The sequence below is a fragment of the Thiocapsa rosea genome, assembly GCF_003634315.1.
Taxonomy (GTDB): domain Bacteria; phylum Pseudomonadota; class Gammaproteobacteria; order Chromatiales; family Chromatiaceae; genus Thiocapsa; species Thiocapsa rosea.
Genome location: NZ_RBXL01000001.1, coordinates 262176 through 276203, shown reverse-complemented (window position 1 = coordinate 276203; position 14028 = coordinate 262176). Strand labels below are relative to the sequence as shown.

The window sequence follows — 14028 nt, the reverse complement described above, 5'->3', positions numbered from 1 at the left end:
GGTGCTCACATGCAGGATCCCATTGCTCACTCCGACAGCACGGTCGGGCGAGTCGAGGTCAAGGAAACCACCTGCTACATGTGTGCATGCCGCTGCGGCATCCGGGTTCACATGCGCGACGGCGAGGTCCGCTATATCGACGGGAATCCCAATCACCCCTTAAATAAAGGGGTGATCTGCGCAAAGGGCAGTTCGGGGATCATGAAGCAGTACTCGCCGGGGCGCATCACCAAGCCGTTGCGTCGCAAGGCGGGGGCCGAGCGTGGCGCGTCCGAGTTCGAGACGATCTCTTGGGACGAGGCATTCGACATGCTCGAGGAGCGCCTCGGGCGGTTGCGGGCGGAGGATCCAAAGAAGTTCGCCCTCTTCACCGGCCGCGATCAGATGCAGGCCCTGACGGGTCTCTTCGCCAAACAGTTCGGCACTCCGAACTATGCCGCTCACGGCGGCTTCTGCTCGGTCAACATGGCCGCGGGCATGATCTACACCATCGGCGGCTCCTTCTGGGAGTTCGGCGGGCCGGATCTGGATCGCGCCAAGCTCTTCGTGATGATCGGCACCGCGGAGGATCACCATTCCAACCCGCTGAAGATCGCCATCTCCGAGTTCAAACGACGCGGCGGCCGCTTCATCTCGGTCAACCCGATCCGCACCGGCTACTCGGCAATCGCCGACGAGTGGGTGCCGATCAAGCCCGGCACCGATGGAGCGTTGCTGATGGCGATCTCCCACGAGATCCTCAAGCAGGGTCTGTTCGATCGCGACTTCCTGGTGCGCTATACCAATTCCGCGGAGTTGGTCATCGACGATCCGGCGCGCGACGATCACGGTCTCTTCTATCGCGCCGAGATGCACGTGGAGGAGGGCTGCTTCGATCCGGAGAACAAGCTCTGGTGGGACCGCAACATCGACGGCCCCATCAGCACCCACACCCCGGGGGCGGATCCGCGTCTGATGGGCAGCTACAAGCTCGACATGGACGACGGGATCCCGGTCAAACCGGCGTTTCAGCTCCTCAAGGAGCGGCTTGAGCCATGCACACCCGAGTGGGCCGCCGAGATCACCGGCATCCCGGCCGACACCATCCGGCGTCTCGCCCACGAAATGGGCGTCACCGCGCGCGACCAGAAGATCGAGCTGCCGATCCCCTGGACCGATTGCTGGGATGTCGAGCACCCCTCGGTCACCGGCAACCCGGTCGCCTTCCATGCCATGCGCGGGATGGCCGCCCACTCCAACGGCTTCCAGACCATCCGCGCGCTCGGCGTGCTCATGACCCTGCTCGGCACCATCGACCGGCCCGGCGGTTTCCGCCACAAGGCGCCCTTCCCGCGCCCGATCCCGCCCTGCGCCAAGCCGCCGCATGGACCCGAGGCCGTCCAGCCGAACACGCCGCTCGACGGCATGCCGCTCGGTTGGCCCGCCAAGCCCGAGGATCTGTTTGTCGACGCCGACGGGGGGCCGGTGCGCATCGACAAGGCCTTCTCCTGGGAGTACCCGCTCTCGGTGCACGGCCTGATGCACAACGTCATCACCAACGCCTGGCGCGGCGACCCCTATCCGATCGACACCCTGTTCCTCTTCATGGCCAACATGGCGTGGAACTCTTCCATGAACACCAGCGAGACGCGCAAGATGCTGGTGGACAAGGATGTCGAGGGCAAATACAAGATCCCCTTCATCGTCGTTTGCGACACCTTCTCCTCGGAGACCGTCGCCTTCGCCGATCTGGTGCTGCCCGATACCAGCTATCTGGAGCGTCACGATGCGCTCTCGATGCTTGACCGCCCGATCTCGGAGTTCGACGGCCCGGTCGACGCGGTGCGCATCCCGGTGCTGCCGCCCAAAGGCGAGTGCAGACCCTTCCAGGATGTGCTCATCGAGCTGGGATCGCGCCTGAAGCTGCCGGCTTTCGTCACCGCCGAGGGCGAGCGCAAGTTCCGCGACTACCCCGACTTCATCGTCAACTACGAGACCTCACCCGGCTCGGGTATCGGCTTTTTGGCCGGCTGGCGCGGCAAGAACGGCGATCAGGTCCTCAAAGGCGAGCCCAACCCCAAGCAGTGGGAGATGTACGCCAAGAACGGCTGCGTCTTCCATCACGAGCTGCCGCCCAGCTACCAGTACATGCGCAACTGGAACAAGGGCTATCTGCACTGGGCGCGGGCGCACGGCATGATCCGTTATGCCGAGCCCATCACCATCCATCTCTACTCCGAGGTCCTGCAGAAATTCCGCCTGGCGGCGCAGGGCAAGTGGCCCGGACGACAGCCTCCGGATCGGTTGCGCGAGCGCGTCGAGACCTATTTCGACCCCTTGCCTTTCTTCCATCGGCCCTTGGAAGACCAACTGGTCGACACGGTGCGCTATCCGCTGAACGCGCTGACCCAGCGTCCGATGGCCATGTATCACAGTTGGGACAGCCAAAACGCCTGGCTGCGTCAGATCCACAGCCACAACTATCTCTTCGTCAATCCGCTCGTCGGCAAGAAGCACGGCTTCGCCGACGGTGACTGGATCTGGGTGGAGTCCACGCTGAGCAAGGTGCGCTGCATGTGCCGCTTCTCCGAGGCGGTCGAGCCCGGCACGGTCTGGACCTGGAACGCGATCGGCAAGGCCAACGGTGCCTGGGGTCTGGGAAGCAACGCGGATGAGTCGCGCAAGGGCTTCCTGTTGAACCACCTGATTTCGGAAGAGCTTCCGCCGAATCCGGCAGGCGAGCATCTCTCCAACTCGGATCCGGTCACGGGTCAGGCCGCGTGGTTCGATGTTCGGGTCCGGGTCTATAAGGCCGGTCCGGACGAGCCGCGTGTGTCCTCGCCCCAGTTCGACGCCATGCCGCGACTGCCCGGACAGGAGAAGCAGCGCGGCAAGTGGCAGGCCTACATGGCCGGCGTGTTCGGGAAGAAGTAGCTTCGGCGCTCAGCGGTTTGTCCAGGGTCCGGCGATGAGAGGCATCGCGGGCTCGCAACCCGACGTCCGATCCCGCGGCTGATGGCCGACAACGAAGAGATTTAGACATGACTCAACTCGCCCTGGTCATCGACCTGAACGTGTGCGTCGGTTGCCATGCCTGCGTGACATCCTGCAAGGAGTGGAACACCTCCGGCTGGGCAGGCCCGATGGTGGACCAGAACCCCTATGACGGCAGTCCGACGGGGACCTTCTTCAATCGGGTGCAGACCTTCGAGGTCGGTGTCTTCCCGAATACCGAGACGGTCCATTTCCCGAAGAGCTGTCTGCATTGCGAGGAGCCGCCTTGCGTCCCGGTCTGCCCGACCGGCGCCTCGCACAAGCGCGCCGACAACGGCATCGTGCTGGTCGATTACGATAAGTGCATCGGCTGCAAATACTGCTCTTGGGCCTGTCCCTACGGTGCGCGTGAGTTGGACGAGCAAGAGAAGGTGATGAAGAAGTGCACACTCTGCATCGACCGCATCACCGACGCCACGCTGTCCGATCGCGACCGTCAGCCGGCCTGTGTGCTCGCCTGCCCGACCAGTGCGCGGCTCTACGGCGACGTCCACGACCCGGATTCGGAGGTCTCGGTGGCGATCCGCGAGCGCGGCGGCTATCAGTTGATGCCCGAATGGGGCACCAAGCCGGCCAATCACTATCTGCCGCGCCAGAAGAACCGGATTTACATCAGTCCGGACGAGCTGACGCGTGTCGACAACCCGTTACGCAAAGAGGATCTCACCACCTACACGGGTGAGGAGACCTTGGACGACGTGGCCTGGTAGGGATGCCCGCGGATCGGAGCGCGCAGGACGGGTCGAGTACAGCGACACCCGTCTTCGCGCTGCGAGCCGATCCGGATGAATCCGACTCGCCGACGCGACATTCGTTACAGGACATTGGTTACAGGACAAAGGCATCCACCCATGCACCCCGCATTCTCCGTTATCTTTCTGACCACGCTGCTCGGCGCCGGTCAGGGCCTGTTTTTGGCCATGTTTACCGGCCAACTCTATGCGCTCGCTCGGTTCCTCCCGGCGCAGGAGGACCAGTTCTATGCGATCGGAAGCCTGGTCGCGCTCCTCTTGCTCGTGATCGGACTCGGTGCATCCTTCTTCCATCTCGGACGTCCCGAGCGGGCTTGGCGCTCCGCCGCCATGTGGCGCACCTCTTGGTTGTCGCGCGAGGTCATCATCCTGCCGATCCTCATGGCGCTGGTATTTGCCTACAGCGTGGCGCACTTGATGCATTGGACGCAGCCCTGGTTCCGCATCGGCGAGGCGCTCAACGTGGATGCAACCCTGATCCTGGGGCTGCTCGGGACGATCGCCTCCTTCGCGCTCTTCGTCTCGACCGCCATGATCTACGCGAGCGTTAAATTCCTCGAGGAATGGCACTCGACCTTCACCGTCATCAACTTCACGCTCCTGGGATTGGCCTCCGGGTTCATGCTGGCCGCCGCTTATTCGGCCTACATCGGTAACCCTTTGGTGTCCTTCTTCGGCACCTGGGCCGTGGTGCTGACCCTGGTGTCACTCCTCTCGCGCGGCGCCCATCTCAGGCGCAACGCTCGGCTCAAGCACAAGAGTACCGTGCAGACAGCCATCGGCGTGCGTCACACCGCCGTCGTCCAGAAGGCGCAAGGTGCGATGGGCGGCAGCTTCAACACGCGCGAGTTCTTCCACGGACGCAGTCCCGAGACTGTTCGACTCGTGCGCAACAGCTTCCTCGTCCTGGTCTTCCCGATTCCGATCCTCTTGATCTCCGGCGCCTACCTGATCGAATCGACGACGCTCCCCGTCCTCGCCTTCGTGATCCAGTACATCGGGCTCATCGCCGAGCGCTGGTACTTCTTTGCCGAGGCTAAACATCCGCAGAATCTCTACTATCAGAGCATCTCCTGACGCCGGAAATGGCCTTAAACCGCGCTCGGTGCGGTATGCGTAATTTGGTGGATGGCTTGGCCGCGCCGGCTCCCACGACTGTCGGAGCCGGCGCGGTTTAAAGTATTAAAAATCTTAAATTCTAAACCGCGTCTCACTGAGACCAAGGATATCTCCGAAGCCAAACGAACAATGAAAATTACGCATGTCGCTCTGGACGCGGTTTAGAACCAGCGGCCTTGATCATCGATTGGTCCACTGTTGCTAAGCCGCCACAGGAACGAGGTAAGGCTGCCTTGCCGGGCGCGGTCGTCGTCGGGCCGGTCGGGCGGGCCAGGGCATGCGCTCGAGCACCTGCTCGAACAAGGATGGGTGGGGTTGAGCGAAGAAGCGCTCGGCGGCCGTGGTGCCGTCGGGCCGCTTGATCGCAAAGTTGTGCAGGGCGGTCAAGACCTGCTGCTTGCGCGGACTGAGTCGGTGATGCCCGTGCTGATAGAGCGCGAGGAAGCCGTTGCGTCCCTCGACACAGGAGCTGCTGCGCTGGAACAGATCGGCACACTCCCCGGCGACCTGCTCGAGATGGTGACGGGTCTGCGGATCCAGCGACTGGATCGGGTGCGAGGGCTGCCTCAGCGGGGCGAGACGCTGCGCACTCAGTGCTCGGAGTCGATGACGGGGCTCGGCGCGGGTGCTGCGTGCGGCGACGCGCTCCAGATAAAGCGCCGGGATCAGATCGTCGAGCATCGCCTGCTCGATGGCCGGTGCCAGGTCCAGCGCCTGCACCCGGGTGTTGACCATCATGAAGAAGAAGGTCAGCGTGGCGACGAGGCTTTGAGTCAGGCGCTTCGCCTTGGCCAGATGTGCGCAGAGACGCTCGGAAAGATCCGCTTCCTCGGCGATCGCCTCCAGGCGCGCAAACAGCGTTCCCAGACGCGCCTCCAACTGCTCGGGGGTTTGCGCCTGTCCCTGTTGGATCTCGTAGGGATGATCGACCTCGCTGAACGCACCGATCAGGGCTTTGGCCTCGGCGCGGTGCGCGTGGGCCTGCTCGCGCGCAAGGCTGGCTTGGACGTAAGCGCTCAGCGCCTCGTCGATGCGCGCGGCGAACGCCGGCGGGCGCCCGGGGCCGTGGCGGCGCCGATGATAGGCCTGCTCGGCGGCGCATTCGTCTTGCCAGCGCGCCTTCGCCTCGGTCTCCGCCGTCTCGGCCTGTTGCTCGGCGCGCTTCAGCGACAGACTCATCGCCTGGCTGACCTCATGCTGCAGATGAAACAGGTCCGTGGCATGGTGTGCGCCCAGATCACGCTCGACATGCGCCAACAGCCCCTTGGCCTCATCGCTGGTGCCTTGCACCACCGTGACATTCAGCCCCTCGAGTCCACCCTCGAGCGCCCGTGTCCAGGCCGCCGCCGAGCGCTCATCGCTCCTGTGCTCGAGCAGGATGAAGTTCGAGACCGCATCGATGCCCACCAAACGCATGCCGTCTTTCCACGTCTCATCTTCGGCGATGCTCAGTGTGCGATGGGGCATGGCTTGGGCCAGCGTCCCGCGCAGTTCGGTGGCGGCGGTGACGATCTGCTCCTCCAAGCCGGCATGGAACGCCTGCTGCGCACCGTAGGAGGCGCCGATGAATGCCGACAGCCCACTGCGCTCGAGAAAATCGCAGACCACGCGCACGCCCGCGCCGCCCTGCTCGCCGATGCTCCAGTGCGCGGCAACCAGGATCCGGCGCAGCCACACCACGCCCTCGGGCGTCTCGACGAAGGCCGACAGCGCCGCCGGCGCCGATGGCGCAGGGGACGCGTTCCAGTGACGCAGGGTGCTGCGCGCCACGCCGGCGCCGCTGACCGCCGCGCGTTGACTCTGCCCATCCTGCTGGGCTTGCGCCACCGCATGCAGGTGCTTGGCGCGATCCAAGCGATCGTGGATTGGCGTGGGGCGTCGATCTGCACTAGAGTCGACACAGGCAGGAGCATCGGACAACGGCGTTTCCCTCGGTCAGTTTGCACTTCCAAGGGTACGCCTCCCCGGCGCTCCTGCCACTCCTTCAGGATGCTTGATCGCCTACCGAAACACGCGGTTTTGGACCAACCGATGATCAAGGCCGAACCAGCGTTTAATGCGAAAGAACACCAGCATTCCCAACGCCAGGATCAGCATCAGCCCCAAGAGGCCGAAATAGCCCCAGTGCCATTTAAGCTCCGGCATGTACTCGAAGTTCATGCCGTAGATACCGGCCAAGAACGTCAGCGGGATAAAGATGGTCGCCGTGATGGTCAAGACCTTCATGACCTCGTTGGTGCGGTAGCTGATGCCCGAGAGATAGAGGTCGAGCATCCCCGAGATAATGTCGCGAAAGGTCTCGACCGTGTCGACCACCTGGACGGTATGGTCGTAGACATCCCGCAGGAAGACCCGTGTGGTCTCGCCGATCAGCTTCGAGTCCCCGCGCTGCAGACCGCCGATCACCTCGCGTAGCGGCCAGACCGACTTACGGAGGTGAATCGTTTCACGCTTGAAGTGATGGATCGCCTCCAAGGTCTTGGTACCGGGAGCCGTGAAGAGTTCTTGCTCGAGATCTTCGATGTCGTCGCCGATGCTCTCCAGCGTCGTGAAGTAGCGGTCGACCACGGCGTCGATCAGCATGTAGGCCAGATAATCCGGTCCCATCGCACGGCCATGAACCTGACCGCTCCTCAATCGCTCGCGAATCCCATCGAACAGGGGACCGCTCTTCTCTTGAAACGAGAGAACGAAGCTCGGACCCAGGATCAGACTCAGCTGCTCGACCCGGAATCCATCTGCCTTGTCGTAGAAGGGAATCTTCATCACCAAAAACAGGTAGTCGCCGTAGTCCTCCAGTTTCGGCCTGTGATCGCTGTTGAGGATATCTTCGAGAACCAAGGGATGAAGGCCGAAGCAGGCACCGATGGTCTCGATGTGGCCGACGGCATGGATCCCGTTGATGTTGGCCCAGGAGACGGCGCGACCCTTGTCGAACCCGCAACAGCGGTTGACCTCACGGATGCCGAAGGTGACCTCGGAGAAGTGCTCGGCATCGTAGGTGACGAGATCGAACGTGATGGGCTCCTGACTCGGCTCTCCCACATGCACCAGGGTCCCGGGCGGTGCCCCGATCTTGCGATGCGGACGCTTTCTGAGCAGCTTCTTGCGGGCCATGAGGCGACTCCTCGTGGGGCGGAGCCCGAGGATAGGGCAGGGGGCGCCTCGGGTACAGTTGGTCGTCGTCCGACGCACGGCGGGGCCGAGGCTTATGCCGCGTTCCTCTCGCCGGGGTTGCGGCAGGCGACTCCCAGGAAACCGCATACCCGCGAAGCCACCGCTGGTGGGTCGTGCTTCAGCCCGGCAAGAACGCGCGGATTAGCAAGACGCCGCCGATAGCATTCAGTCCACGCCGGTTGCCCCGTCCAAACGCCGGGGGGATACAGCCTTGGCCGACTACGGCCGACCGAATCGCACCTTGGCGCTGCGCTTCATCCGGGGTAGCCTCCTTGACCATGACCCTCACGCGAGGAGCACCCTTCGATGTTGACGAAGCAGCCCGACCAACCCGCGAGTGCCTTGTCCGAGCTCTACAAGACCGACTTCCATGCCTGGACCCGTCGTGCGGCGGAGCTTGTACGCCAACACAAGCTCGACGCGCTTCATCTAGAGGATCTTGCCGAGGAGTTCGACACAGGACTGTCCCTATGCGCTCGACGAGATCCTCGATCGGACCTTCTATCCCGGCGAGGCTTGAGTCCAGCGTATCGGCACGAGGCGAGCGGCACCTTGATCAGCATCGGACTGCAATAGCGTGACCGCCGAGTCGATTCGTGTCCGTGGCCTGGTCCAAGGCGTGGGCTTTCGGCCCACCGTCTGGCGACTGGCCCGCGCGTGCGGCTTGTCCGGCGATGTACGCAATGACGGCGAGGGCGTCCTGATTCGGGTGTGCCGGAGTGACGACGGCGACGATCCCGGCGTGAGCGGATTTCTGGAACGGCTGCGCGAGGAATGCCCGCCGCTGGCGCGCATCGATTCGATCGAACGCAGTCCGATCGCGGATGTGCAGGAGCTGGCCCACCTCGCGCAGAGACAGGACTTCGTCATCCTGGAGAGCGCGGCGACCGCGGTGCACACCGGGATCGTTGCCGATGCGGCGACCTGCGCGGCCTGTGTCGCCGAGATTCGGGATCCCGCCGATCGGCGTTACCGCTATCCCTTTACCAACTGCACCCACTGCGGGCCGCGTCTGAGCATCGTCGCCGGGATCCCCTACGACCGTGCCCGGACCAGCATGGCGGCCTTTCCCATGTGCCCGGACTGTGCGGCAGAGTACAAGGATCCGGCGGACCGACGTTTCCATGCCCAGCCCAACGCCTGTCCTGTCTGTGGCCCCAAGGTTTGGCTTCAGGATGCCGCCGGGCACCTCTTGGATCCAACGGCGTTCGGTGCCGAGGACGCGATCGCCGCGGCGAGCCGGCTGCTGACCGAGGGGCGGATCCTTGCGATCAAGGGGATTGGCGGTTTTCATCTCGCGTGCGATGCGACCAACCCCGATGCGGTCGCCGAGCTGCGTCGGCGCAAGCGGCGGTATGCCAAGCCGCTGGCGCTCATGGTGCGCGACCTGGATGTCATCCAGGGCTATTGTCGGGTAACGGGGCGGGAGGCGGCGGTGCTTGCGGGTCCGGGTGCGCCGATTGTGCTGTTGGAGCGGGGCGGGGCGGATCGGGGTGGGACATCGGTGGATGATGCGATGGCGTTTGATGGGTTTCGCTGCGCTCTACCGAAGCTGGAATCGGGCCATCCGAGCGGGGGGGATGGGTTTCGCTGCGCTCTACCGGAGCTGGGACTGGAGCATCCGAGCGGGGAAGATGGGTTTCGCTGTGCTCTACCCATCCTACGTGATGGCGCTGGGGCGCTGCGACCCTTGGCGGCGGATGTTGCGCCGGGTCAAACGACCTTGGGGGTCATGCTGCCTTACAGCCCGATCCACCATCTGCTTTTGACGGACTGGGATCGGCCCCTGGTGATGACGAGCGGCAACCTGAGCGAGGAGCCGCAGTGCATCGACAACGCCGATGCGCTCGGACGGCTCGGGCAGCTCGCCGATGTTCTGCTGCTGCACGACCGGGCGATCATCAATCGGGTCGACGACTCGGTGGTTCGGGTGATGGCGGGGCAGCCGCGCCTGCTCCGGCGTGCGCGCGGCTATGCACCCACACCCTTGCCCTTACCGCCCGGTTTCGAGGACGCGCCGCCGCTCTTGGCGCTGGGCGGGGAACTCAAGAATACCTTCTGTCTGGTCCGCGACGGTCAGGCGATCCTCTCCCAACATCTCGGCGACTTGGAGGATGCCAAGACGGCGCGCGAGTACGAGCGAACCCTCGCCCTCTATCTCGACCTCTTCCAGGTCGTCCCCGAGGCGCTCGCCGTCGATCTGCACCCGGACTACCGGTCTAGCCTGATCGGGCGCGACCGGGTGGCGCGCGACGGCCTGCCGCTGATCGGCGTGCAGCATCACCACGCCCATCTCGCTTCGACCCTGGCGGACAACGGCTGGCCCTTGGACGCCGGACCTGTGCTCGGGATCCTGCTCGACGGACTCGGCTACGGCAGCGACGGCACACTCTGGGGCGGCGAGTGTCTGCTCGGCGACTATCTGGACTTCAAGCGGATCGCCCATCTCAAGCCGGTGGCCATGCCCGGCGGGACACGGGCGATCCTGGAGCCCTGGCGCAACCTCTATGCGCACCTGGAGAGCGCGGGCGGATGGGCTGCGTGGCGTGCGCGCTTCGACGGGCTCGAGCCGATCGAGCGGCTCGACGCCAAACCGCTCGGGATCCTGAGCACACTGATCGCACGCGGCCTCAACGCACCGCTCTCAAGCTCGGCCGGGCGGCTCTTCGATGCGGTTGCCTCGGCGCTGGGTGTCGGCGGCGAGGTGCTGACCTACGAAGGGCAGGCCGCCATCGCGCTGGAGTCGCTGGCCTCCGTCGCCATGGATCGGGTCGGCGACGGCTATCCGTTCGGGCGATCGACGGGGCCGACCGGCGAGGTGCTGGACCCGGCCCCGCTCTGGGAACACCTGCTCGCGGACCTCTCCCGCGGCCGTCCGCCCGAGGAGATCGCTGCCGCCTTTCACGTTGGACTCGCAACGGCGCTCGGCACGCTGACCCTGGATCTGGCGAGCCGTCACGGGATTTCGACCGTCGCGCTATCCGGCGGTGTCTTCCAGAATCGACTGCTCCTCGAATCCGTCACGAGCGGACTTGAGGCGGCCGGGCTCCGGGTGCTGTTGCAGCGCCAGGTGCCGGCGAACGACGGGGGGCTCTCTTTGGGGCAGGCGGCAGTTGCGGCGGCGCGGGTATTGATGGTTTTGGGACCTGAGAGCGAGTCAATACCGGGTCTGGGCTCGCTCCGAAGGCGACATCCGAGCTGCCCGCGCCTCGTCCAAAGCCGACGTGCGCCACCGTCATGATTTAGCTCGGAAAGGCAATCGAAGTGAGGTTCATCCCTATGACGAAAGTTTGCGTCGTGATTGACCCTGCAATCGCGGAGTCGCTTTATCAGGGGCGCATCGACCCGGATCGGGTGGACGGAACATTTGAAGCCGAGATCCGTACTCACTAGGTGGTCGATAGCTCAGGGGCGATGCGGGATGCCGCCAAGTTCTTACCTTGAGTGCGAAAGTGCCTGGGATTCAGCCAGGCGGAGCTCTCCGAGTCAGTCGATGTTCCGCTCGACACCATGGTCGTAATCGGGAACCAGCAAGCGTTTGCCAACCGGGGCGGCAACCGTCGTGCTCAAACTGTTGGACTAGGCGTTTGAAGCATCGGTGGAGGAGCCGAGGCGGGAAGGCTCGGATTCGACCCGGAACAGACCTTTTGGCCTGAGGCGCCCATAGGCAGTAAGGTATCGGGAAGCGGTCATGCACCGACAGCGCGGGTGACTCCGACGTCTTGATTAAGGCTGAATATATCTCTTGTCGCCTGCCCTGGTGCCCCGCAAAATCAACGGCGGCACAACTTGGCAAGCGTTTCCTCCCTAGGCAGGTTCCCCGTCACTCATGATCCGTTCTCTCGAATTCGATGGCTACAGAGGTTTTCCCTGCCGTCGCCAGTACGACCGCAGCCAGCCTTTCCAGAGGTTGGACATCGCACCCCTGACCCTCCTTATCGGGAGGAACAACGCGGGCAAGACGAGCGTCGCCACGCTGCTGTACCAAACGCTGGGCGGCCTGGCTGGAATCAATAACGACGCACTACCCCTGACCGTCGGGGGGCGCCCCGTAGCCGAGTGTTTTCAGGATCTGCTTCATGCGAGGGACCTAAGTGCATTCCTGGAACTCGCCGTCTCGACCGAGGGCACGAGTGGCAGTCACCGGCTCGAGACCATCCTCTACCTACCCGGCCTGCTCTACGACGACCCGCGCCCCCGAGCCCGCAGCGTTCGCTGGGATGGGGTCGATTACCCCGTTTCCGACGCCCCCCTCGATGGCATCCTAATTCCTGATGTACCCGAACGAACAACGGTGAGCAAGGAGGCTAAACGGGTACTACATGCCAGTGTATGGCTCGGTCCTTTGCGCAATGGGGTGCCTGAGATTCCACCCCGGCAGGGATTCGATCCCCTGGCACCTCTGATCGGACCGGCAGGTGAGGGGGTGATAGAACTCCTGGCAGAGGACTCGGTGGTCTTCGGCGAAGTCTCGGCTTGGCTCTCCCTGCATGCTGGCCTCTCACTTCGCTGGGAGAAGAACCTTGACTTATGGCGCTTGCAGACAACGCGCGGGGCTGTCCGCAGTGTTCCGATCACTCAGGTGGGTACCGGCGTACATCAGTTGCTTCCGGTGCTGACGCTCGCCAAGTGGCGTTATCGCGATCCCAGCCCAACGCCCTTTATCGATGTTGTCCAGCAGCCGGAGTTGCATCTGCATGATGCACTTCATCCGATGCTCGGCGACCTCTTTCTTGACGTTGCCCGTGCAGGGACCGGAACCACCATCGTGGAAACCCATGCCGAGGGTCTGCTATTGCGGATACGTCGGCGCATTGCCGAGGGAGCGATTTCGCCTGATCTCGTGGCGCTCTATTACGTCGATGACGCACCGGGCGGCAGCGAACTCCGTCGCATCCGCATCCTTGAGACGGGCGAGGTCGATTACTGGCCACCAGGCGTCTTCCTGGAGTCGTACGAAGAGGTCAAGGCCCTTCGGCGCGCTCAACGACTCAAGGAACACTGATGCGATTTGCGATCGAAAGACCGCTGGAAGAGGATACGGTACCGGTCTGGAACGACACGACAGCACTGCAAACTCTGGATCGACTTATCGTCCGCGCCGACGAGGCGGCACACGATGTCCTGCTTCTGGACGCCGACTTGCTCGATGACAGCGAATGGTTCCAGGGCGCTCGACAGACCGCTCACGATCGCCTGTTGGAGCTATGCGAGCTGGCCCGTGCGTCGGCTTGGGACTCCGGGCGCGCAGAGACAACGACCTGGCAGGTGACCACGTCCGCGGAGGCCGGACGGGCGTTGCGCATCGCCAACTCGCCGCTCAAAGTGCTTGTCGAAAGCCGTCTCCGGGATGGGGCTCTGCTCGACGTGGCCGTTCGCCTGCTCGCCCGTGAGCCGGTTCGACGGTTGTGGATAACTCCCCCGATACCGCTAGCCATGGAGGTGCTCCATGCTGGCGGCACGGGCGACATGCCGGGATTCATGGAGCAAGAGGCGAACAATGCCCGAGAAGCGGAACTCCCGCTTCGGTTGATCGTCGTCGTGGATTCCGACCGGACCAGCCCAAAACAGCCACCATCTTCAAAAGCTGCTGAGATCGAGCAGAAGGCACGCGAGCTTGGAGCGAGGCCGTTCACGCTCACAAAGCACGAAGCGGAGAATTACATCCCAGATTTTCACTGGCATGCGGAGTTAGCCAGGGATCCGCGAAATCCGCGATGGGCCAAGGAAATGACCGATATCTTATCTATGCCATCAAATGATCGCGATTACTGTGATATGGAAAAATAGCGATACAAGAAGGTTCCTCACTCCTACGACCAAGAGCGTCCGTACCACTTGGATGTCCTGTTGCAGCGCGTCCGGCAAGAGCGTGAGCCAGCAGTACTCAACGCCATGGCCGCTGATTTGCGCGCCCGGGACCATACGGGCGATCTTATGTCTATCA

The 14028-nt window shown here is 63.6% G+C and carries 9 protein-coding genes; 7 read left to right on the top strand and 2 right to left on the bottom strand.

Annotated elements, in window-relative coordinates; translation table 11 throughout:
- Window positions 1-9: 9 nt before the first annotated feature.
- From soeA to soeC, 3 genes are all read left to right on the top strand, one after another.
- On the top strand, window positions 10-2913 hold the full coding sequence (gene soeA, locus BDD21_RS01245) for a sulfite dehydrogenase subunit SoeA (protein ID WP_120795598.1): 2904 nt from the start codon (window positions 10-12) through the stop codon (window positions 2911-2913).
- A 107-nt stretch (window positions 2914-3020) separates the two neighbouring features.
- A complete protein-coding gene (gene soeB, locus BDD21_RS01240) occupies window positions 3021-3743 on the top strand; it encodes a sulfite dehydrogenase subunit SoeB (RefSeq protein WP_120795597.1) in 723 nt (240 codons plus the stop codon).
- Window positions 3744-3884: 141 nt separating this feature from the next.
- The gene (gene soeC, locus BDD21_RS01235; RefSeq protein ID WP_120795596.1) at window positions 3885-4862 is read left to right on the top strand and encodes a sulfite dehydrogenase subunit SoeC; all 978 of its coding nucleotides are present in this window, start codon (window positions 3885-3887) and stop codon (window positions 4860-4862) included.
- A gap of 243 nt (window positions 4863-5105) precedes the next feature.
- Here soeC and BDD21_RS01230 read toward each other — a convergent pair whose 3' ends face one another.
- Window positions 5106-6758 (bottom strand): DUF6399 domain-containing protein, encoded by a 1653-nt coding sequence (locus tag BDD21_RS01230; protein ID WP_120795595.1) that lies wholly within the window; start codon window positions 6756-6758, stop codon window positions 5106-5108.
- A gap of 147 nt (window positions 6759-6905) precedes the next feature.
- Window positions 6906-8021: a magnesium/cobalt transporter CorA gene (corA, locus tag BDD21_RS01225; protein ID WP_120795594.1), complete on the bottom strand. Its 1116-nt coding sequence runs from the start codon at window positions 8019-8021 to the stop codon at window positions 6906-6908.
- Window positions 8022-8387: 366 nt separating this feature from the next.
- Here corA and BDD21_RS01220 point away from each other — a divergent pair, with 366 nt between their 5' ends.
- From BDD21_RS01220 to BDD21_RS01205, 4 genes are all read left to right on the top strand, one after another.
- On the top strand, window positions 8388-8657 hold the full coding sequence (locus tag BDD21_RS01220; protein ID WP_120795593.1) for a DUF29 family protein: 270 nt from the start codon (window positions 8388-8390) through the stop codon (window positions 8655-8657).
- A 1-nt stretch (window position 8658) separates the two neighbouring features.
- On the top strand, window positions 8659-11322 hold the full coding sequence (locus tag BDD21_RS01215; protein ID WP_120795592.1) for a carbamoyltransferase HypF: 2664 nt from the start codon (window positions 8659-8661) through the stop codon (window positions 11320-11322).
- 588 nt (window positions 11323-11910) lie between these two features.
- Window positions 11911-13086 carry an AAA family ATPase gene (locus tag BDD21_RS01210; protein WP_120795591.1) on the top strand — a complete coding sequence of 392 codons (1176 nt, stop codon included), beginning with the start codon at window positions 11911-11913 and terminating at the stop codon, window positions 13084-13086.
- Entirely contained in the window at window positions 13086-13871 is a 786-nt protein-coding gene (locus BDD21_RS01205; RefSeq protein ID WP_120795590.1) for a hypothetical protein, read from the top strand. The genes BDD21_RS01210 and BDD21_RS01205 overlap by 1 nt, the downstream gene beginning before the upstream one ends.
- Window positions 13872-14028 lie beyond the last annotated feature (157 nt).

Coding starts and splice junctions, on each gene's coding strand:
- soeA (WP_120795598.1), top strand. CDS start 10: ATGCAGGATCCCATTGCTCACTCCGACAGCACGGTCGGGCGAGTCGAG.
- soeB (WP_120795597.1), top strand. CDS start 3,021: ATGACTCAACTCGCCCTGGTCATCGACCTGAACGTGTGCGTCGGTTGC.
- soeC (WP_120795596.1), top strand. CDS start 3,885: ATGCACCCCGCATTCTCCGTTATCTTTCTGACCACGCTGCTCGGCGCC.
- corA (WP_120795594.1), bottom strand. CDS start 8,021: ATGGCCCGCAAGAAGCTGCTCAGAAAGCGTCCGCATCGCAAGATCGGG.
- BDD21_RS01220 (WP_120795593.1), top strand. CDS start 8,388: ATGTTGACGAAGCAGCCCGACCAACCCGCGAGTGCCTTGTCCGAGCTC.
- BDD21_RS01210 (WP_120795591.1), top strand. CDS start 11,911: ATGATCCGTTCTCTCGAATTCGATGGCTACAGAGGTTTTCCCTGCCGT.
- BDD21_RS01205 (WP_120795590.1), top strand. CDS start 13,086: ATGCGATTTGCGATCGAAAGACCGCTGGAAGAGGATACGGTACCGGTC.